Here is a 20385-nt window from a genome sequence, read left to right on the forward strand (position 1 = left end):
CGCGAGGGAGTCCAGATCAGGCGTCACAACCGATCTTTGGACTCCCTCGCTTCATGTCATGCGCGGCGGCGAGCCCTTGGCATCAGTCATCTAGGGGCCGACCAGCCGACCAGCCGACGAGCCGACGGGCCACCCCCGCCACCCCGCCCAGGCCCGCAGCGGCTCCTCCCCACCCGTGCGCCCCCGCCACCCCGGGGACAGACTGGTGAGGGACCGACGCCGCCCCGCGAAGCTGGGAGACGCATGCTGCTGGGACTCACCACCGCGCTGGTCGCGACCGGCTGCTTCGGCTTCGGGGCGGTCTTCCAGGCACGCGGGGCGCGTTCGGCTCCGCGTGCCGACCGGGTGCGGGCCGGGCTGCTGGCCGCGCTGGTGCGGTCCTGGCAGTTCGTGGCCGGGACGCTGCTGGACATCGTCGGCTTCGTGCTGAGCATCGTCGCCCTGCGCAGCCTTCCGCTCTTCCTCGTGCAGGCCGTCACCAACGGCAGTCTGGCCGTCACCGCCCTGGCCGCCGTCTGGCTGCTGGGCGCGCACCTCCACCGTGCGGACCTCGCGGGCATCGTCGCGGTCGTCGTCGGCCTGACCCTGCTCGCGCTCGGTTCCGGCAAGGAGGGCCGGAACTCCGCCCCGGCCGCGTTCCACTGGTGGCTGCTCGCCACCACCGCCGTGATGCTGCTCGCCACGTTCGTGCTGGTGCGCCGGGACGGCACGGCGGCCGCGGCCGGGTTGGGCCTGCTCGCCGGTGTCGGCTTCGGGGTGACCAGCCTCGCCGTGCGCGTCCTGGACGTGTCCGGCCCGGCCGCGATCCTCACCGACCCGGCCGCCTACGCCTTGGCCGCCGGCGGCCTCGGCGGCTACCTCGCGTACGCCCTCGCCCTGCAGCGCGGCACGGTGACGGCCGCGACCGCCGCCGGGACGGTGGCCGAGACCTTCGGCCCGGCCCTGGTCGGGGTGGCGGCGCTCGGGGACGCCGCGCGTCCCGGGTTCGAGTGGTGTGCGCTGACGGGTTTCGCGGTGGCGGTGGGCGGCACCTTCCTGCTCTCCCGCTTCGGCGAACCGGAGGGCGAGCCGGCCGGCCCGTCGGCCGCGCGCCCGGACGCCACGGCGGACGCTGCCGCTCCGCCCCGGTAGCCCGGACAGCTCCGTCATGCGAAGGTGACTTGCCGGACAAATCGGACGGCAATACGGCCACAGAGCGGCAGGTGCGCGATGGCGGAGGAACCCCGATCGGAACCCCACTCCCGGTCCCGGCGGCCGGAGCCGACCGGGCGTCCCGTCGCGCTGATCACCGGCGCCTCCTCCGGCATCGGCTTCGCCACCGCGACCCGCCTGGCCGAGGCCGGCTGGCACACCCTGCTCTCCGGCACCGACCGCGCCCGCCTCGACGAGGCCGCCGACCGCACCGGGGGCCTCGCCCTCGCCGAGGACCTGAGCAAACCGGACGGCCCGCGCCGCCTCGCCGACGCCGCCCTGGCCGAGGCCGGCCGGGTGGACGCCCTGGTCGCGAGCGCCGGCCTGGGCTGGCGCGGCCCGTTCGCGCAGACCCCCACCGACACCCTGGACCGGATGATCGAGGTCAACTTCGCCGCTCCGCTGCGGCTGGTCCGCCTCCTCCTGCCGGGCATGCTGGAGCGCGGCCGCGGCCGGATCGTGCTGCTCGGCTCGATGGCCGGCCAGGTCGGCGTGCGCGACGAGTCGGGCTACGCGGCTACCAAGGGCGGCCTGACGATGTTCGCGGAGAGCCTCTGGTACGAGCTGCGCGGCACCGGGGTGGGGGTGCGCCTGGTGCTCCCCGGGGCGGTGGACACCCCGTTCTTCGAGCGGCGCGGCACCCCGTACCAGCGCGAACGGCCGCGCCCCGTCACGGCGGAGCGGGTCGCGGACACCGTGGTCGCGACCATCACCACCGAACGCGACCGCCTCTACGTACCGCAGTGGCTCGGCTTCCCGGCCCGCATCCACGGCGTCGCACCGGGCGTGTTCCGCCGGATGGCGTCGCGCTTCGGGTGAGCGCCGAATGGGCCCCGCCACGAGCACGGTCACCACCGCCGTCACCACTTCCGTCACTGCCACGGCAGCCGCCGCAGTCGCCGTGGAGTTCCTGCACCTCGCCCCGGCCGCCGTCCGCCTCCCGCCGCTGCGCCGCACGGTGGCCCGCCGCACCGCCGGGCACGGCACCGCGCCCGGCCACGTCGCCCTGACCTTCGACGACGGCCCCGACCCGCGCAGCACCCCGTACGTCCTGGACGCACTGGACGAACTCGGCGCCCGCGCCACCTTCTTCCTGCTCGGCTCGATGCTGGAACGGGCCCCTGCACTCGGCCGCGAGCTGGTCGGGCGCGGCCACGAGGTCGCCGTCCACGGCTGGCACCACCGGCAGCAGTGGTACCCGGCCCCCGCCCGCGACCTGCGCGAGCTGCGCCGCGCCACCGAGGCCGTGACCGACCTGTGCGGCGCCCGACCGCTCTGGTACCGCCCCCCGTACGGCGTCCTGACCGCCGGCCCGGCCCTGGCCGCCCGCCGCCTCGACCTGCGCAGCGTGCTGTGGACCGCCTGGGGCCGCGACTGGACGGCGCAGGCCACCGGCGACTCCGTCTACGCGACCGCCCGCCCCGGCCTCACCACCGGCGCCACCCTCCTCCTCCACGACTCCGACTGCACCTCCGCCCCCGGCTCCTGGCGCGCCACCCTCGCCGCCCTCCCCCTGATCGCCGGCCACTGCCGCACCCGCCACCTGACCCTCGGCCCCCTCCGCGACCACGCGGTGCCGTCCTGAGCCGGGCCGGATCCGCAGCGGCCAGTCCGCCCCTAACCCAGCCCCACCCGCCGCAGCGCCTCCCCGAACCCCGTCCGCCAGCCCTCCGGCGTGGCACCGGAGGACGGTGCGGGTGAGGGCCGCTTCAGAGCCGCGAGGGCGTTGCGGACGACCTCGTCCGGGTGGGCGGTGGCGACGTCGGCGTAGCCGAGTTCGAGCTCGTGCTGGAGGTTGTCACGCCCGTGGCCCTGCACCACGTCGAGGAGCAGCAGGCGCCGGCCGAGGGCGCGGGCCTCGCTGCAGGTGTCGCCGGAGGTGGTGACGACCAGGTCGGCGGCGGCCATCAGCGCGGGGATCCGGTCGGTGTAGCCGAAGGGGTGCAGCCGGGGCTCCCGGCGCGCGGCGGCACGCAGGCGGCGCTCGAGCTCGCAATTGCGCCCGGCCACGGCGAGCACGTGCGGCCCGGCGGCGGCGAGCGAGGTGGCGGTGCGGGCGAGCGGTCCGAGCCCCCAGGAGCCCGACATCAGCAGGACGCACGGCGCGTCCGCCGGCACTCCCAGGTCCTGGCGCGCCTCGGCCCGCCCCGGCGGCCGGTAGAACGGCTGCCGCAGGGGCGCGGGCACGACGGCGATGTCGGCGTCCGGCCGGTAGCGCCGCACCGCGCAGGCGGCGACCTCCGAGGTGACCAGGAACAGGTCCGTGCCGTCCTGCACCCAGAGCTGATGCGGCGTCACGTCCGTGCAGAACACGAAGTGCCGGAACGCCCGTCCCCGCCCCCACTCCTGCAGCCGGTTGACCGCCGAGGTCGCGGTGGCGAACACCGAGACCACCAGCTGCGGCCGCTGCGCCGCGACCAGCGCCCGCAGGGCCGGGACGAGCCGGGCCCGGGCGGCCGCGTCGGCGAGCCGGGCGATCCGCGCGCCCGGGCGCAGGGCCGAGAAGTGGAAGGCGTCGTACACCCCGGGCAGGTCGAGCAGCCGGCGGAAGACCGCCTCCCCGGCCGCGCCCGAGCGCTCCCCGAGCAGGGCCATGGCGTCGACGGTGCCGGTGGTCCAGCCGAGTTCCCGCAGGGTGTCCGCGCAGGCCTGGGCCATCACGTCGTGGCCCTGGCCGAGCGAGCCGGAGACCAGCAGGGCGTGCGGCATGCGCGCGCTCCGGTCAGCCGGCGGCGGACGCGGCGGTGGCGGCCCGGTACCAGTCGGCGTACCGCCGCACCCCCTCCGCGAAGTTGGTCCGCGGCGACCAGCCCAGCAGCCGCTTGGCCTGGGCCGAGGAGATCCGCCGCCCGGCGTAGTCGGCCTTCCGGCCGTCGATGTGCTCGATGGTGACGGGCCCGAGCAACTCGTCGACGGTGTCGGCGATGTCGCGCACCGACACCGCCGTCGAGCCCTCCAGGGCGAAGGTCTGGTCCTCGGCGGCGGGGGAGAGGGCCCGGACGTGGGCGTCGGCGAGGTCCTCGACGTAGACGAAGTTGCGGCTCTGCCGGCCGTCCCCGGCGATGGTGATCGGCCGTCCGGCCAGCGCGGCCTGGACGAACCGGGCGACGACGAGTTCGTCGCGCATCCGGGGGCCGTACGGGATGCCGTAGCGAAGGATCGTGAAGTGCTGCCCGTACAGCTCGCGGTAGCTGTGCACCAGCATCTCGGCGGCGAGCTTGGTGGCCACGTACAGATGGCCGCTGTGTTCCAGCTCGATCGGTACGTGTTCGTCCAACTCCTGTTCCTCGCCGCCGAGTTGTTCACCGGCGAGGGCGGCGCCGTAGACCCAGACGGTGCTCGCGAGGACGGTCCGGCTGAGGCCGCTGCGCCGGGCGGCCTCCAGGACGGCCTCGGTGCCGTCGATGTTGGCCCGCACGGCGCGGACCGGGTCGGCGCTGACCTGCTCGACGTCGGCCATCGCGGCGAGGTGGTAGACCACTTCGCTGCCCGCCAGTGCGGAGGTCAGTGCCTTCAGGTCGAGGACGTCGATCCGCGCGTGCTCGGCGTCGGGGTTGAGGTACTTGTCGGTGGTGTCCACCGCGAGGACGTCGTGGCCGGCCGCGACCAGATGGTCCACGACGTGTGAGCCGATGAATCCGCACCCCCCGGTGACGGCTATCCGCACGTTCCTGCTCCCTTCGCTCTCTTCCGGCTGCCCGGTTATCCGGCCAGCCGCCGGTGCACCGTCGAAACGGCCTCGACGACCTGCTCCGTCTCGTCCTCCGTCATGTCGGAGTGCACCGGCAGGCAGACCTGCCGGGCGCAGACGTCCTCGGCCACCGGCAGCGGCCCGCGCCGGTACGGGGCGAACACCGGCTGCAGGTGCAGCGGCAGGTCGTACACCTCGCCGGACAGCCGCACGCCGTACTCCTCGGCGACCGCGCGCTTGAACGCCGCGCGGTCCGTCCCGGGTGGCAGCAGCGCCACGTACTTGTAGTAGTTGCCGCGGCAGCCGGGCGGTTCGAGGACCGGCTCCAGGCCGTCGATCCCGGCCAGCGCCTCGTCGTAGCGGCGGGCGACGGCCCGGCGGGTCTCGATGAACTCCTTCAGCCGGCGCAGGTGCACCGCGCCGACCGCCGCGTGGAGCTCGCTCATCCGCCAGGAGTAGCCGAGCAGGACGTGGTGGTTGGTGGTGAAGGAGCCCTTGCCCTGGTCGCGGTAGATCCGGGCCTCGTCGCGCAGCTCGGGGGACTCGGTGAGGACCATGCCGCCCTCACCACTGGTGGTGACCTTGGTCGGGTAGAACGAGAAGGCCCCGGCCAGGCCGAAGGTCCCGGCGGCCCGGCCGTCGAGACTGCTGCCGTGGGCGTGCGCCGCGTCCTCGACCAGCGGGACGCCGCGCTGGTCGCAGAGCGCCCGCAGGGCGTCGACCTGCGGGGTGACCAGCCCGCCGATGTGCACCAGGACGACGGCGGCGGTGTCCGGTGTGAGGGCCGCCGCCAGGGTCTCGGGAGACAGTGCGAGGGTGGCCGGGTCGACGTCGGCGAACACCGGGCGCCCGCCCGCGTGGACGACCGCGCCGGCGGTCGCGTAGAAGGTGACGGCGGGCACGACCACGTCGCGGCCCCGGACGTCGACGGTGCGCAGGATCATCTCCAGCGCCGCCGTGCCGCTGCTCACCGCGACGGCGTGGGAGGCGCCGTGCTCGGCGGCGAAGGACTGCTCGAAGCGCTCGGTCCACGGGCCGAGCGTGAGGGCGCCGGTGGTGAGCATCTCGGTCACCGCCTCGGCGACGGCCGCGCGGTCGCTCTCGTCGAACACGATGCGGGCGGCTGGAACGCCCATGGGGCACCTCCGGCGGCGGGCTGCGGAAGCAGCACCGATCGGGTCGAATCCTCCCGAACCGCAGGAAAAGCGGTCGGGTCAGGCACATCACGCTACTTCGCCCGGCCGGGGCACGGCCCGTCGTCGCCGCCCGCACGGGTGACCCGGCTGCTTCCGCCGCAGGTGGGAGGCCTGTTGCCGCCGCAGGGCCGTCGAGGCACGGGCGGGAACGCGCCGAACACGCCGACCCACACCGAACGCGCCCGCGATGACGTCTGCCAACCCGTCACGCTCGCCAAACGACCTCCGAACGGGTGTATCAGCGAGTAGTCTGCCGATGACTCAGAATGAGGAGGGTGTTCGTGGAAACCAAGGACACGGCAGGCGAGGGCGGATTCTCCAGCCGTTGCCCGGGCGTACGGCGGACGAATCGCAGGCGTTCGACCTCAGGCTCGCGCGTCTGCTCCGCCTGCTCGGGGTCGAGGCCGCAGCCGGGCCCGACTACCGGAGTACGGCCCGGTGGGAGGTCCACAAGGCGGTCGCCGGGCGGTCCGAACTGCCGGAGGAGTACTTCGAGGCACTGCTGGAGGCGGCGGTCCACGACCCCAACCCGAGCTTCAACCGGCGCTTCGTCGAACCCGCCCTGCTCGCCTTCGGGCACCGCCGGGTCCGTCTCGCCCTCCTCGGATACCTGCGCACCGGCACCGACCCGGAGCGGGCCGGCGCCGCCCGGGCCTGGTACTGGACGGCCCTGTCCGTCGGCGACGGCCGCAACGGCGCCGCGGCCGACGAGGGCGCGAGCGTCCGGGACACCTGGTACGAGACCGCGCTGCGGGAGTTCGTCGCCAACGAGGACCTGGACGTCCGCCGCTGCATCCTTCCCGGCCTCCCGCTCGTGCCGCGCGCCTACCCGGTCGAACTGCACGGCCTGGTGGAGGAGGCGGTCGCGATCGCCCGCGCGCACCCCGACGAGTACATCCGCCACCGCGCCGAGGTCCAGGTCGGCCTCTGACGTCGGAGGCGTCCGCACTCCGGGTGCGCGCGTCGAGCCGATCGGCCGCGGCGCGGTACTGGGTGGGCTCCTCGCCGGTCGGGCTGCGGCCCCGGGCTCGCCGAGCGCCCCGGCCCGTCCCGGCGCAGGATGGAAGATCCGGGCGGCGAAGCGCCTGGGTGGTGGTGCACCCGGGCGGCGGAGCACCCGGGAAGTGGAACATCCGGTGACGGGAGGTCCGGGCGTGGGAATCGCAATGGCAGACATCCGCGAGTGGCGCGGCCACGCCGTGGTCGACGAGAAGAGCCACCGCATCGGCACGCTGGAGTCGGTGTACGTCGAGACGGCCAGCGACGAGCCGTTCTTCGCCACCGTGACGGTCGGCTTCGCCGGTCGGCGCCGCCTGGTGTTCGTCCCGCTGGACGGTGCGGTGGCGGGGCCGGACTACGTGCGGGTGGCGTACTCCAAGAACCAGGTCAAGGACGCTCCGGCGATCGGCACGGACGACGTCCTGCCCGCCGAGGACGAGGCAGCCGTGTTCGCGCACTACGAGTTCCCGTACGCGACCGGCGCGGGCGGGGAGCGCCGCCTGGCCCGCCGCTGAGACGGCCCGCGAGGGGGCGGCAGGGTGTGGTTCGCCACCGGGGAGCGGATACCCCGCCGGGTACACTCGCCCCTCGACAGTCGAGGGAAAGGGCGGCCCGGACGTGCAGGTGGACGAGGAGGCGGTCGGTGCGGTCCTGAACCGACTGCGCCGGGCCCAGGGCCAGTTGGCCGGGGTGATCGCGATGATCGAGGCGGGCCGGGACTGCCGGGACGTGGTCACCCAGCTCGCCGCCGTCTCGCGCGCCCTCGACCGGGCCGGGTTCAAGATCGTCGCGAGTGGCATGCGCCAGTGCATGGCCGCTTCCGACGAAGGTGCCCCGCCGATGAGCGAGGCGGAGTTGGAGAAGCTGTTCCTCGCCCTGGCCTGACCGGCGGCGCGGGCCGAGCGGCCGGCGCCCGGTAGACAGGCGCACCCGGGAGGGCCGCGACGGATCGTCCGTCGCGGCCCTCCTCGCATGCGGGCGTGCCGGATGCCTGCCGCGTCCGCGCCCCGGCCCCACCCGCTCGCGGAGTTCCCGAACCGCCCGACGCTCCGTCATGCGTCGTTCACGCGCAGGTCGCCGGCCTTCGGATGAATGAGTCCGCCCGCAGTTGTACAGCCAACTGCGGCTCCCTCCCGTTCTCCAGCCTCCGTGACCAGCCGTACCCGGCCCCGGCGAACCGTCCCCCGGCGGACCGAGCCCCGGGCGGCGGACAGGACAACCGTGGCCGCAGGCAGCGCCCTGACCCTCACCTCCTCCACCGACCCCACCGAAGGCGACCGGCTCACCTTCCACTGGACCACCGACGCCCCCGACGCCAAGAACTGGGTCGGCATCTACGACGGCGGCCGGCAGCCCGGCACCGGCTCCTCGCTCCTGTGGAAGTACGTCCCGGAGACCTCCGGTGACGTGCAGCTCGACACCTCCGCGCTGACCGGCGGCCCGTACACCGCCTACCTGCTCGCCAAGGACGGCTACGGCATCCTCGCCCGGACCGCGCCGTTCGGCTTCCGCGCCAAGCCCGCGGTCGTGCGCCCGCACGCCGCCGTGGACTCCCTCACCGCCACGCCCGTCGCCCCGGGCGCCGCCGTGCGGGTCAAGCTCGGCGGCCTGTGGTCCCGTCCGGCCGGCAACCCGCCCGGCTCCGCCACCTTCCGCAAGGTCAGCGGCCCGGCCTGGGCCTCGGTCGGCGCGGACGGCACGCTCACCGGTACGGCCCCCGCCACCCCGGGGAAGGACCCGGAGCTGGTCGTCGTCGGCGTCAAGGACAGCGCAGGCGCGACCGACACCGTCACCGTCCTGGTCCCCGTCGTCGACCCGGTCGCCCCGCCCCGCCTCAAGGTCGCCGGCTGGAACCTGCACGACGGGGGCGCGGCCGCCACCGACGCGCTGGAGAAGCAGCTGCGCGTGGTCCTCGCCCAGGGCCTGGACGTGCTCGCTCTCCAGGAGACGGCGGGGGAGCGGGCCACGGCCCTGGCGGACGCCCTCGGCTGGTACGCCTACCAGAGCCCGGGCAGCGTGGGCATCCTCAGCCGCCACCCGCTCACCGACGGCACCCCGCCGACCGCCGAGCTGCCCGCCGCCGCGGCGACGCTCCACCTGCCCGGCGGCCGCAGCGTCCGCTTCTGGGCGGCGCACCTGGACGAGGCGGGCTACGGGCCGTACGCCGTCCAGGACGGCAGCTCCGCCGCGCAGACCGAGGCCGCCGAGCACGGCTCGCTCCGGCTGCGGCAGGCCGAGGCACTCGCCGCCGCCGTGCGCGCGGACACCGCCCGGCGCGTCCCGGTCGTGCTGGCCGGTGCGCTGTCCTCGCCCTCCCACCTGGACTGGACGGCCGCCACCGCCGCCGCCCACGGCGGGGTCGGCCCGCTCGCCTGGCCGGTCACCGTGGCGCTGCAGGCCGCCGGACTGACCGACGCCTTCCGCGAGGAGAACCGCGACCCGGCCAAGGCCCCGGGCGTCACCTGGTCGCCCACCCGCAAGCGGCGCGGCGACCGGCCCGAGCCGCAGGACCGCACCGACTACGTCCTGTACGCCGGCGCGCTGAAGCTGGTCGAGGCGCACACCCTGGTCACCGGCCGGCCGCAGCCCGAGCCGAACGCGGCCGGCAACGAGTGGCCCTCCGACACCGCCGCCGCCGTCGCCACCTTCCAGCTCTGAGACCCACAGCTCCGAGAGGCCAGTCCGTCATGCCCGAACTCTCCCGCCGCACCTTCGTCGGCGCCTCCGCGGCCGTCGGCGCCACCGCCCTGACCGGTCTGGCGGCCGCCCCGGCCGAGGCCGCCCCCACCGCCGCCCCCACCGGTTCCGACCGGCTCACCGGGACCGTCAAGGACGTCAGGCACGTCGTCGTCCTGATGCAGGAGAACCGTTCCTTCGACCACTACTTCGGCACCCTCGCCGGCGTCCGCGGCTTCGGGGACAAGCAGGCGCTGCAGTTCCCGGACGGCACCGACGTCTTCCGCCAGCCCGACAGCCGCCGCAGCGACGGCGGGGCGATGCTGCCGTACCGGATGGACACCGCCAAGTACAACGCGCAGAACGCCGGCGGCCTCGCCCACGACTGGGCCACGGGCCACCAGGCCATCAACAACGGCGCGATGAACAAGTGGATCGCCGCCAAGGGCGAGCGCACCATGGGCTACTTCTCCCGGGACGACATCCCCTACCAGTACGCCCTCGCCGACGCGTTCACCCTCTGCGACGCCTATTTCACCTCCCTCGCCGGCCCCACCGACCCCAACCGCCTGTACCTGTGGACCGGCACCGCCGGCCCCGGCCGCGACGGCACCACCGGCCCCTGGATCGACAACACCCCGGTCACCGACAACCCCGTCGCCGACTGGACCACCTACGCCGAGCGCCTGGAGGCGGCCGGCGCCAGCTGGCGGGTCTACCACAACCCCAGCAAGGACGAGCGCACCGGCGACTACGACGACAACGCGCTCTCCTACTTCAAACAGTTCCACGCCTTCCCGCACGACGACCCGCGGTACGTCAACGCGATGACGAAGTTCGACCCGGCCGACTTCGACCGGCACTGCAAGGACGGCACCCTGCCGACCGTCTCCTGGCTGGTCGCGCCCTACCTGTTCTCCGAACACCCGGAGGCCGGCCCGGCCTACGGCGCGCACTGGGTCGACCAGGCGCTGCGGTCGCTGACGGCCAACCCGGACGTCTGGCGGCACACCGTCTTCCTGGTCATGTACGACGAGAACGACGGCTACTTCGACCACATGGTCCCGCCCACCCCCGAACCCGGCACTCCCGAGGAGTTCACCCAGGGGCGGCCCATCGGCCTCGGCAACCGCGTCCCGCTGTGGGTCATCTCGCCCTGGTCGCGCGGAGGTTGGGTCAACTCCCAGGTCTTCGACCACACTTCGGTGCTGCGCTTCCTGGAGCTGGTCACCGGCGTGGCCGAGCCCAACATCTCGGCCTGGCGCCGGTCCGTCTGCGGCGACCTCACCAGCTGCTTCGACTTCGCCGCCCCGGAGCACTCCGTCCCGGCGCTGCCCGACACCAAGGCCCTGATGGCCAGGGCCGACGCGGGCGCCAAGCTGCCCGGCGTCGCCCTGCCGGCCGTCGGCGCCCAGTCGATGCCCGTCCAGGAGCGCGGCGAGCGCCCGCACCGCCCGCTGCCCTACCAGCCGTGGGCCGACGTCGAGGTGGACCGGACGACCGGCAAGGTCACCTGCACGATGAGCAACGACGGCTCGGTCGCGTTCCCGTACACCGTCTACCCGAACATCGTGCTCCCCTTCGCGGGCACCCCGTACACCGTCGCCCCCGGCGCCACCGCCCGGTACGTCTGGGACGCGGCCACCACCGACGGCCGCTACGACTTCACCGTCCACGGCCCCGACGGCTTCGTCCGCCGCTTCGCCGGCACCGTGGTCCGCGACGGGCCGGACGGCCAGAACGACATCGGCGTGCCGATCGTCACCGCCGACCTGCGCGGCAACGGCAGGTTCAGGCTCCAGCTCGCCAACGACGGGATGACCGACGTGGCCTTCACCGCCGCGCCCAACGACTTCGCGGGCACCGCGCAGACCGTCTGGGTCAAGCCCGGCAAACAGGCCAACCTGCCCTGGCCGCTGGACAAGCAGGGCCGTTACGACGTCATCGTCACCGCGCACACCGGCCAGCGCTTCGTCCAGCGCTACGCGGGCTGGGTGCACTGACCCACGGCCCGGGCCGCGGCCGGGGGCGCCGAACCGGTGACCCCCGGCCGTGGCTCGGCCGTCCTGTCGTACCCCGCCGCTACCGTCGGGCGCATGCAGAAGATCAGCACCTTCCTCTGGTTCGACGACCGGGCCGAAGAGGCCGCCACCTTCTACACCTCCCTGTTCCCCGACTCCCGCATCACGCGCGTCACCCGCTACGGCGAGGCCGGCCCCGGCGTGGCCGGCTCGGTCATGACCGTCGACTTCGAACTCGCCGGCCGGGAGTACGTGGCGCTCAACGGCGGCCCCGAGTTCACGTTCACCGAGGCGATCTCGCTGCAGGTGGAGTGCGACGACCAGCGGGAGATCGACGAGCTCTGGGCCAAGCTGACCGCCGACGGCGGCCAGGAGGGCCCGTGTGGCTGGCTCAAGGACCGCTTCGGCCTCTCCTGGCAGATCACGCCGCGCATCCTGCTCGACCTGATCGGCGGCGAGGACCGGGCCAAGGCCGACCGCGTGATGGCGACCATGCTGCGGATGCGGAAGCTCGACATCCAGCCGCTGCTCGACGCGGCCCGGGGCTGACGCCGTGACCGCCTGCACCCACCGCACGATCCTCTACCTGCGGGCCACCCCCGAGCGGGTCTGGCACGCCCTCACCAACGCCGACGAGTCCGCCCTCTACTGGGGCCACCGCAACGTGTCGACCTGGCTGCCCGGCGCGCCCTGGGAGCACCGGCGCACCGACCACTCCGACACGGCCGACGTCATCGGCACCGTAGAGGCCGCCGACCGCCCGCACCGGCTGGTCACCAGCTGGGCCGAACCGCGGGAGCAGCGCCCGGGCGGGCCCTCCCGGGTCACCTTCGAGATCCAGAGCTGGCAGGACCTCACCCGGCTCACCGTCACGCACGAGGACCTCGCCGACGAAGCCGAGCGCGCGAACGCCGAGCAGGGCTGGGCGGCGGTGCTCTCCAACCTCAAGACCTACCTGGAGACCGGCCACCCGCTCCCACAGCAGCCCTGGCTGATGCCGTGACGCCCCGATGCGCTGAGCGCCCGACGGCCCGCGAGGCCCTGAACCGCTGAGTCCCTCCAGACCCCGACCACCCGATGCTGACCGGATCAGCGCCCGGCCTTCGCCGCCGGGCGCTCCGTCGTTTCCTGCCCGCGCCCGTGTCCCCGGTCCCGTCCCCGGCCCCGCTCGCCGCGCAGGAAGCGGCGCAGCCCGGCGAAGCGGGCGAACCGCTCCCGGTTGTCCACCGAGGCCCGGTCCAGCTCCTCCATCAGCCGCCGGCTGCGGTGCTCCAGGTCCAGCTCGTCCAGGATCCGGTCCACCTCGGCCAGGATCGAACCGTGCAGCTGCCAGGCCTCCGGGTGCTCCTGGACCGTGCGCAGCAGCTCCTGGGCGACGTTCTCCCGGCAGGTCCAGGCCGCTGCCAGCTCGGAGGTCAGCCTGGTCTCCGCCTCCTCGGCGCTGCGGCTCACCTGGGTGGACACCAGGACCGCGAAGCTCACCATCGCCCCACCGACGTGGTCCAGCAGTTCCTCCAGGGCCACCGCGACGTCCGGCGGGAGGAGCCGCTCGCCGGGTGCGCGCCGCTTGGCCAGGTCGGTCAGCGACCGGGCCAGCACCCGGATCACGACGACGCAGATCTCCAGGGTGTCGAGCCCGGTGCGCAGCACCAGCCGGGACAGCAGCCCCTCGCTGATCCGCGGGTTGAACCGCAGGCTGTCCTCGGCCTGCCGCAGTGCCGCGTCCACCTCGGCGATCGCGTGGTCGAGCCGGCGCGCCTCGTGCAGCCGCTCGGCGGCCCGGGCGACCGGGATGGGCCGGCCCAGCTCCTCGGAGATGTCGAGCAGCAGTTGACGGGCCCGCCGGGAGAGGTCCTCGATCGACTCCCCGGCGGTGTCCACCCAGACCGGCGGTGCGAACAGCAGGTTGAACAGCAGCCCGACGGCGGCGCCGATGAGGGTCTCCAGCACCCGGTCCCAGGCCTGCGAGGCCAGCTTGGTGACGCCCAGGATCAGCATCGCGCTGATCGCGACCTCCTGGACGAACTCCTCGACCCGGACGAACCGGCCGACGACCAGGGAGGCCAGGATGATCAGCCCGAGGCTCCACCAGGAGAGCCCCACCACGGCGCTGAACCCGATCGCGATCAGCACCCCGACCACCACCGAGTTGACCCGGCGGATGCTGGTCTTGAGCGTCGAGTAGACGGTGACCTGGACGACCAGCAGCGCGGTCAGCGGTGCCGTCAGCGGGGCGGGCTCGCTGCTGAGCCGGGTCGCGACCGCGAAGGCGATGGTGGCGGCGACGGTGGCCCGGACGGTCTGGACGACGAAGGGTTCTCGGGCGTTGCGGCGGATCAGCGCCGTGAGTGTCTCCGGGAGAAGGGCCATGTCGCCCTTCTTTCCCCGCTGCCGCCCTTCACACCGTCCCCCGGGCCGTCCGGCACCCGTATGACCCCGCAGAACCCCGAGGTGGCGGCCGGTTTCGGCCGCCACCGGTCGTCAGCTGTCGCGGTTGAAGCGCAGCTTCCAGGGCGCCAGCGCGGACTCGACCTGCACCCCGACGCTCATCTTCGAGGCGCCCTCGATCCGCTCCTCGAAGCGGATCGGCACCTCCCGGATCGTCATGCCCCGCTTCACGACCCGGTAGTTCATCTCGACCTGGAACGAGTACCCGTTGCTCCGCACCGTCGGCAGGTCGATGGCGCGCAGGGCGCTCGCCCGCCAGGCCTTGAACCCGGCGGTGGCGTCCTTGACGCCCAGGCCGAGGATGGTGTTGACGTAGAGGTTGGCCCAGGCGGACAGGGCCTTGCGGTGCCAGGGCCACTCGGCGGCGGTCGAGCCGCCGGTGACGTAGCGGGAGCCGAGCACCACGGCGGTGTCGTCGGCGAGCAGGGTCCGCACCATCTCGGGTATCGCCGAGGCCGGGTGCGAGAGGTCGGCGTCCATCTGCACCACGACGTCGGCGCCCTCGTCCAGGGCGCGGCCCAGGCCGGCCAGGTAGGCGCGGCCGAGGCCGTCCTTCTCGGTGCGGTGCAGCACGCCGACGGTGCCGCCGGAGTCCGCGGCGAGCTTGTCGGCGATCTCGCCGGTGCCGTCGGGGGAGTTGTCGTCGACCACCAGCAGGTGCAGGTTCGGTACGTCGAGCTGCCCGAGCAGGTCCGCGAGGACCGGGAGGTTCTCCCGCTCGTTGTACGTGGGGACGACCACAACGACCTTGGGGGAGGCCTCGACCATGTTCTGTTTCCCTCGTGCCCTCGCCGGTCGGCAGCGGTGCCACACCGGTCGGTTTGCCTGGACGACCTGAGCTGGTTGGACCGGGTGAGTCTACCGGGGGCGCCGGCCTGCTCCCCTCCCGGGGCGCCGGATCGGGAGGCCCGCTGCCCCGCTACGCCGTGCCGTAGACGGCCGCCAGGTTGTCCTGGGCGGGGTGGGTGCGGGCGGCCGGGCCGGCGGCGAAGGTGCGCAGGACGTTCTCGGTGACCTTGCGGACCAGGTCCCCGGCCTGCGTGTCGATGCCGTGGTCGGCCTTGCCGCCGCCGGGGCCGTGGGCGTCCAGGGTCTCCACCCACCGCATCGTGCCGCTGGCGAAGACCCCGGCCCCGCCCGGCACGGTGTAGTAGGCGGTGTCGGAGTAGGAGCGGCGGCCCTCGCAGACCACGGGGGAGTGGGCGATCACCTCGATCGGGCGCGGGGTGGGGAAGGCGGTGTCCACCCGGTCGTACTCGACGCCGACCAGGTGCGGGAAGGACGCGCCCGCCGCGACGCCCGTCCCCTCGAAGGCCCAGTGCCCGGGCGAGGAGACCACGTACGGGGCGTCCACCGGGTAGCCGTCGTAGATCACGCCGAGCATCGAGCTCTCCGGGTCGGCGCCCGGGCCGGCCCGGAAGTCGGTGGTCGCCGGGGCTCCCGCCCGGTAGCCCGGGTCCTGCGCCCAGGCGGCCTTGTAGCAGACCACCGTGCGCTCCGGGCCGAGGGCGGTCGGCTCGAAGCGGACCCGGCGGAAGCAGCAGTTGGCGCCGAGGATCGCCAGGTTGGTCCCGGTGTCGCGGGCCGCGACCACGTGGGCGCGCTGCTCGGGGGACCAGTACTCGTCGTGGCCCAGCGACACGACGGTGGTCGCGCCGTTCAACAGCCCGGGTTCGCGGGCCACGTCGATGCCGGTGGTGTAGGCGAGCGGCAGGCCGAGCCGTTCGGCGAGCGCGATCAGCGGGGCCTCGTAGACCAGGAACAGCCCGGCGCCGTGGTCGTAGTCGTACGGCCGGTCGAAGACGACCTGCAGCGAGCGGGTGGCCAGGCCGCCGGTCGGGCCGTTGTAGAGGCTGTAGCCGCCCCACTCGTTGTAGGCCTGCCAGGTCGCCGGGGCGCTCATGACGACGGTCTTCCCGGTGGTGACGGCCGAGCGGACGGTCAGCGGGACGTACCGGCGGCCGGAGCCGTCCTCGGCGTCCATGCGCAGCAGGTAGGCGCCCTCGGGCCAGCCGGCGGTGTCCACGGCGAGGGTGCGCTGCCAGCCGGTCAGCACGGTGCGGGTCGCGGGGTCGACGTGCGGGGCGGACTGCTTGCCGCCGGGGACGTGCTCGCGGCGCCAGACCAGGCGGGCGCGGGCGCCGTCGTACCAGCCCATCCGGTAGGCGGAGACGGTGAAGGCGGCGGCGGGGGTGGAGACGTGCAGGCCGAAGGACTCGCCGGGCAGGACGCTGACCCGGTCGGCGAAGCCCTCGATGGCGGCGTCCGGGCCGGGGTCGGTGATCTCCCAGCCGGGCGTGCCGGGGAGGGACTGTTCGCTCGCCGGGCCGTTCGTCCCGGCGGCGTGCGGGGCGGAGGCGGGGCCGTCCGTACCGGGGCCGCCGGTGCCGGCGTCGGCGGGCCTGCCGTCGGACGGGTGCGGGGCGGGGGCCGCCCCGGGGTGACGGGCTCCGCAGGAGGTGACGGCGGCCGCCATCAGGCCCAGGCCCAGAATCCCCCGCCGGCTCGGTTCCGTCACCGTGGTCTCCCTCGTGTGTGGTCCGTGCTGCTGTGCCCGTGCTGTGCCCGTGCGCCGTGCTGTGCCCGGGCTCCGTGCGTCAACCTGCTGCGTCAATGCGCGCGGACATCCTCGCCTCTTTCGGGGGTGGCGCGCGGCCCAACGCGCCGGGCCGCCGGGGCGCGACCGGACGCCGCCCGCCACCCGGGAGAGCCGTCCGGGCGCACCCCGGCGTGTTCCCCCGCGCGGTTGCGGGGCGGCGGTGGCCCGGTCACCTAGCCTGACCGGGCCCGCCGTCCGGCGGGCCGCAGGGGGTCGGGAACCGCACGCGGCCGGCCGAGTCGTGGACAGGGGTGTACGTGGTCTCGTCGGGTTCGGCCGAACCGGGGGCAGCGCCCCGGACCAGGGGCGAGCGGTTGCGGGAGTGGATGCTGGAAGGCCTGGCGGACCGGGCCAAGCAGCACCCCGGGCCGCACGCCGAGGCACCGGCCGAGAAGGGCCGCCGCTGGTGGCGGGTCATGTGCCTGACCGGCCTCGACTACTTCTCCACCCTCGGCTACCAGCCGGGCATCGCCGCCCTCGCCGCCGGTCTGGTCTCGCCGCTGGCGACCATCGTGCTGGTGGTCGTGACCCTGTGCGGCGCGCTCCCCGTCTACCGGCGGGTCGCCCAGGAGAGCCCGCACGGCCAGGGCTCGATCGCGATGCTGGAGCGGCTGCTGTCGTTCTGGCAGGGCAAGCTCTTCGTGCTGACCCTGCTCGGCTTCGCGGCCACCGACTTCATGATCACCATCACCCTGTCCGCCGCCGACGCGAGCGCCCACCTCGTCGAGAACCCGAACGTGCACAGCGCGCTGGCCGGCAAGGAGGTGATGCTGACCCTGATCCTGATCGCCCTGCTCGGAGCCGTCTTCCTCAAGGGCTTCAGCGAGGCGATCGGCATCTCCGTGGTGCTGGTCGGGGTGTACCTCGCGCTCAACGTCGTGGTGGTGGTCAACGGCTTCTGGCACGTGCTCAAGGCGCCGCACGTGGTCAGCGACTGGACGGACGCGCTGACCACCGAGCACGGCAACGTGATCGCGATGATCGGCGTCGCGCTGATCGTCTTCCCGAAGCTGGCGCTCGGCCTGTCCGGCTTCGAGACCGGCGTCGCCGTCATGCCGCACATCGAGGGCGATCCGGACGACACCGAGGAGAAGCCCACCGGCCGGATCCGCGGTGCCCGCAAGCTGCTCACCACCGCCGCCGCGATCATGAGCTGCTTCCTGATCGCCACCAGTTTCCTCACCACCCTGCTCATCCCGGCCGACGCCTTCAAGAAGGGCGGCGAGGCCAACGGGCGGGCCCTGGCCTACCTCGCCCACCAGAACCTGGGGAGCTCCTTCGGCAGCGTCTACGACCTGTCCACGATCGCCATCCTCTGGTTCGCCGGCGCCTCCGCGATGGCCGGCCTGCTCAACCTGATGCCGCGCTACCTGCCCCGCTACGGCATGGCCCCGCACTGGGCCCGCGCCGTGCGGCCGACCGTCGTCGTGCTCACCCTGATCGCCTTCCTGGTCACCTGGATCTTCGACGCCAACGTCGACGCCCAGGGCGGCGCGTACGCCACCGGCGTGCTGGTGCTGATCAGCTCCGCCGCGATCGCCGTCACCATCGCCGCCCACAAGGCCGGGCAGCGCCGCTGGCGGGCCGGCTTCGCGGTGATCGCCGCGGTGTTCCTCTACACCACGGCGGTGAACATCGCCGAGCGGCCGGACGGCGTCAAGATCGGCGCCTGCTTCATCGCGGGCATCATGCTGGTCTCCTTCCTCTCCCGGCTCAAGCGCGCCTTCGAGCTGCGCGTCACGGACGTCGTGCTGGACCACGTCGCGGAGCGCTTCGTCCGGGACTACACGCACCGCCCGCTGCGGCTGATCGCCAACGAGCCGAACAGCCGGGACCTCGCCGAGTACCGCGACAAGATCCACCAGATCCGCCGGGACAACGACATCCCGGCCGAGGACGACCTGGTCTTCGTCGAGGTCACCGTGCGCGACCCGTCCGACTTCGAGGCCGTCCTGACCGTGCGCGGCGAGGTGCTGCACGAGCGGTACCGGGTGCTGTCCCTGGAGAGCTCCAGCGTGCCCAACGCGCTGGCCGCCCTGCTGCTGGAGGTGCGCGACCTCACCGGGCAGCAGCCGCACATCTACTTCGAGTGGACCGAGGGCAACCCGTTCGCCCAGTTCCTGCGGTTCTTCCTGTTCGGGCAGGGCGAGATCGCGCCCGTCACCCGTGAGGTGCTGCGCGAGGCCGAGCCGGACCGCGCGCGCCGCCCGGCCGTGCACGTCGGCTGAACGGCCCGGCCGTGTACGCGGGCTGAACGGCCCGGCCCGGCCCGGCGCCGGGTCAGCGGTTCCGGTGGGACCTGCCCCATGCGGGTGCGACGAAGGCCACCAGGGCGACCGCGAAGGCAAGTTGCAGGATGTGGCGGATCCAGTCGATGCCCGAGGTGTGCCGGACGCCGAGCCAGCCGGAGACGGCGTTGCCGAGCCAGGCCCCGGCAGCGCCGAGCAGCATGGTCAGCCACCAGGGGATCGACTGCGGCCCGCGCAGGATCAGCTTGGCGAGTACGCCGAGCACGAAGCCGATGAGCAGAATCCACAGGAGCTGGAACATCGCGGTCCATCCTTCCGGGCGCCACCGGGGCGAACCGGTGCGCCGAATCTCCGAAGTCGCAGTTCGTCCCATGATCACCCGGATCGGCAGGGCAGGCATGTCGACGGATGACTCCGCAGGTCAGCGGCGTGAAAGCGCGGGTCGCGCCCGGTGGGGGACGGCGTGGCCGGGCCTCAGTGGTCCCGGACCGCCTCGACGGCCTCGCGGACGTCCGGGTGCGGATCGCCTGCCAGGCTCGCCAGCAGCTCGGCGACGCCCGGCGTGGACCAGGCGCCGACTGCCCAGACCAGCTCCTCCCGGACGGCCGGGTCCGGATGGGCGGCCAGGCCGGCCAGGCGGTCCACCGGGCCGCGCCGGCGCATCCCGAACCAGTGCAGGGCGGCCCGGAGTTCGGCCGGGTCGCCCGGCTCGCCGGCCGCTTCGAGGCGGCCCAGCAGAACGGGGACGGGCGGCGGCGGGCCGTCCAGCGGATGCGGGTGGCGCTCGCGCAGCCGGCGGCTGCCGTACTCGCCGCGGATCCGGCAGCCGGAGCAGGTGCAGGGCCGGGTGCCGTGGGCGTCCGGCCGGTAGCGCCAACCGGCGACCTGCGGCACGGTGCGGATCCGGTGCACCTCGCGGGGGCCCACCGCGCGCGGCAGGAAGACCTCCCAGCCGCGCGGGTCGGCCAGGGCGCCGATCCGCCGGACCGCCTCGGCCGCGGACACCGACCGCTGGGCGCCCTCGGCGCGGTCGCGGTAGTGCCCGGTGAGGACCTCCTGCGCGTCGTCCAGCCGGACGTGCACCGCGACCAGGGTGCCCCGGGGGCCGGACCGGGCCAGCTCGCGCAGCCACTGGTGGGTCAAGGCGTAGGAGGGCAGTACGGGGAAGCAGTACAGGCCGCGTGCCCCGCCCTGGCCCCGGCTGTCGGCCCGGATGCCGGCGCGGCGGATGCGCGGCGCGTTCGCCGCGGCGGTCAGGTGCACGAACATCGCCATGGGGCGCGATGGTACCGGGCGGACGGGCGGCGGCCCGAGG

The 20385-nt window shown here is 74.1% G+C and carries 19 protein-coding genes; 11 read left to right on the top strand and 8 right to left on the bottom strand.

The features are described 5' to 3' along the window. Positions 1 to 243: 243 nt before the first annotated feature. The 3 genes from AC0B61_RS26065 to AC0B61_RS26075 all read left to right on the top strand — a co-directional run bounded on the left by AC0B61_RS26065 (position 244) and on the right by AC0B61_RS26075 (position 2776). Positions 244 to 1131 carry a DMT family transporter gene (locus AC0B61_RS26065; RefSeq protein WP_471743179.1) on the top strand — a complete coding sequence of 296 codons (888 nt, stop codon included), beginning with the start codon at positions 244 to 246 and terminating at the stop codon, positions 1129 to 1131. Between the two features lie 78 nt (positions 1132 to 1209). Continuing rightward, a complete protein-coding gene (locus AC0B61_RS26070) occupies positions 1210 to 2010 on the top strand; it encodes an SDR family NAD(P)-dependent oxidoreductase (RefSeq protein ID WP_471743180.1) in 801 nt (266 codons plus the stop codon). Positions 2011 to 2017: 7 nt separating this feature from the next. Continuing rightward, a complete protein-coding gene (locus tag AC0B61_RS26075) occupies positions 2018 to 2776 on the top strand; it encodes a polysaccharide deacetylase family protein (protein ID WP_471743181.1) in 759 nt (252 codons plus the stop codon). 32 nt (positions 2777 to 2808) lie between these two features. On the opposite strand, the gene AC0B61_RS26080 is transcribed toward AC0B61_RS26075, so the two are convergent. From AC0B61_RS26080 to AC0B61_RS26090, 3 genes are read right to left on the bottom strand one after another with little or no spacing between them, the layout of a single operon-like run. After that, positions 2809 to 3900 carry a glycosyltransferase family protein gene (locus AC0B61_RS26080; RefSeq protein ID WP_471743182.1) on the bottom strand — a complete coding sequence of 364 codons (1092 nt, stop codon included), beginning with the start codon at positions 3898 to 3900 and terminating at the stop codon, positions 2809 to 2811. A 13-nt stretch (positions 3901 to 3913) separates the two neighbouring features. After that, positions 3914 to 4858: an NAD-dependent epimerase/dehydratase family protein gene (locus AC0B61_RS26085; RefSeq protein WP_471743183.1), complete on the bottom strand. Its 945-nt coding sequence runs from the start codon at positions 4856 to 4858 to the stop codon at positions 3914 to 3916. Between the two features lie 35 nt (positions 4859 to 4893). Beyond that, positions 4894 to 6018 carry a DegT/DnrJ/EryC1/StrS family aminotransferase gene (locus tag AC0B61_RS26090; RefSeq protein WP_471743184.1) on the bottom strand — a complete coding sequence of 375 codons (1125 nt, stop codon included), beginning with the start codon at positions 6016 to 6018 and terminating at the stop codon, positions 4894 to 4896. Between the two features lie 385 nt (positions 6019 to 6403). On the opposite strand from AC0B61_RS26090, the gene AC0B61_RS26095 reads away from it, so the two are divergent. From AC0B61_RS26095 to AC0B61_RS26125, 7 genes are all read left to right on the top strand, one after another. Further along, positions 6404 to 7009 carry a hypothetical protein gene (locus AC0B61_RS26095; protein ID WP_471743185.1) on the top strand — a complete coding sequence of 202 codons (606 nt, stop codon included), beginning with the start codon at positions 6404 to 6406 and terminating at the stop codon, positions 7007 to 7009. 235 nt (positions 7010 to 7244) lie between these two features. After that, positions 7245 to 7592, top strand: a complete 348-nt coding sequence (locus tag AC0B61_RS26100; RefSeq protein WP_471743186.1) for a PRC-barrel domain-containing protein — start codon at positions 7245 to 7247, stop codon at positions 7590 to 7592. Between the two features lie 103 nt (positions 7593 to 7695). After that, positions 7696 to 7962 carry a metal-sensitive transcriptional regulator gene (locus AC0B61_RS26105; RefSeq protein WP_471743187.1) on the top strand — a complete coding sequence of 89 codons (267 nt, stop codon included), beginning with the start codon at positions 7696 to 7698 and terminating at the stop codon, positions 7960 to 7962. A gap of 336 nt (positions 7963 to 8298) precedes the next feature. Next, the gene (locus tag AC0B61_RS26110; protein ID WP_471743188.1) at positions 8299 to 9735 is read left to right on the top strand and encodes an endonuclease/exonuclease/phosphatase family protein; all 1437 of its coding nucleotides are present in this window, start codon (positions 8299 to 8301) and stop codon (positions 9733 to 9735) included. A 29-nt stretch (positions 9736 to 9764) separates the two neighbouring features. Next, positions 9765 to 11756, top strand: coding sequence for a phosphocholine-specific phospholipase C (locus tag AC0B61_RS26115; RefSeq protein ID WP_471743189.1), 1992 nt, complete (start codon positions 9765 to 9767; stop codon positions 11754 to 11756). Between the two features lie 93 nt (positions 11757 to 11849). Further along, positions 11850 to 12323, top strand: a complete 474-nt coding sequence (locus AC0B61_RS26120; RefSeq protein ID WP_471743190.1) for a VOC family protein — start codon at positions 11850 to 11852, stop codon at positions 12321 to 12323. A gap of 4 nt (positions 12324 to 12327) precedes the next feature. Beyond that, positions 12328 to 12777 carry an SRPBCC family protein gene (locus tag AC0B61_RS26125; protein WP_471743191.1) on the top strand — a complete coding sequence of 150 codons (450 nt, stop codon included), beginning with the start codon at positions 12328 to 12330 and terminating at the stop codon, positions 12775 to 12777. Between the two features lie 86 nt (positions 12778 to 12863). Here AC0B61_RS26125 and AC0B61_RS26130 read toward each other — a convergent pair whose 3' ends face one another. The 3 genes from AC0B61_RS26130 to AC0B61_RS26140 form a co-directional block, all read right to left on the bottom strand. Beyond that, complete coding sequence (locus AC0B61_RS26130) at positions 12864 to 14144, bottom strand: FUSC family protein (protein WP_471743192.1); 1281 nt, start codon at positions 14142 to 14144, stop codon at positions 12864 to 12866. A 111-nt stretch (positions 14145 to 14255) separates the two neighbouring features. Continuing rightward, entirely contained in the window at positions 14256 to 14990 is a 735-nt protein-coding gene (locus AC0B61_RS26135; protein ID WP_471743193.1) for a polyprenol monophosphomannose synthase, read from the bottom strand. A 151-nt stretch (positions 14991 to 15141) separates the two neighbouring features. Beyond that, positions 15142 to 16740, bottom strand: a complete 1599-nt coding sequence (locus tag AC0B61_RS26140; protein ID WP_471743194.1) for a N,N-dimethylformamidase beta subunit family domain-containing protein — start codon at positions 16738 to 16740, stop codon at positions 15142 to 15144. A gap of 407 nt (positions 16741 to 17147) precedes the next feature. On the opposite strand from AC0B61_RS26140, the gene AC0B61_RS26145 reads away from it, so the two are divergent. Further along, a complete protein-coding gene (locus AC0B61_RS26145) occupies positions 17148 to 19049 on the top strand; it encodes an APC family permease (RefSeq protein WP_471743195.1) in 1902 nt (633 codons plus the stop codon). A 52-nt stretch (positions 19050 to 19101) separates the two neighbouring features. Here the strand turns inward: AC0B61_RS26145 and AC0B61_RS26150 are convergent, their stop codons facing one another. After that, positions 19102 to 19371: a GlsB/YeaQ/YmgE family stress response membrane protein gene (locus AC0B61_RS26150; protein WP_471743196.1), complete on the bottom strand. Its 270-nt coding sequence runs from the start codon at positions 19369 to 19371 to the stop codon at positions 19102 to 19104. Between the two features lie 173 nt (positions 19372 to 19544). Further along, positions 19545 to 20345 (bottom strand): HEAT repeat domain-containing protein, encoded by an 801-nt coding sequence (locus tag AC0B61_RS26155; RefSeq protein WP_471743197.1) that lies wholly within the window; start codon positions 20343 to 20345, stop codon positions 19545 to 19547. Positions 20346 to 20385 lie beyond the last annotated feature (40 nt).

It is taken from the genome of Kitasatospora sp. NPDC023385, assembly GCF_055664045.1.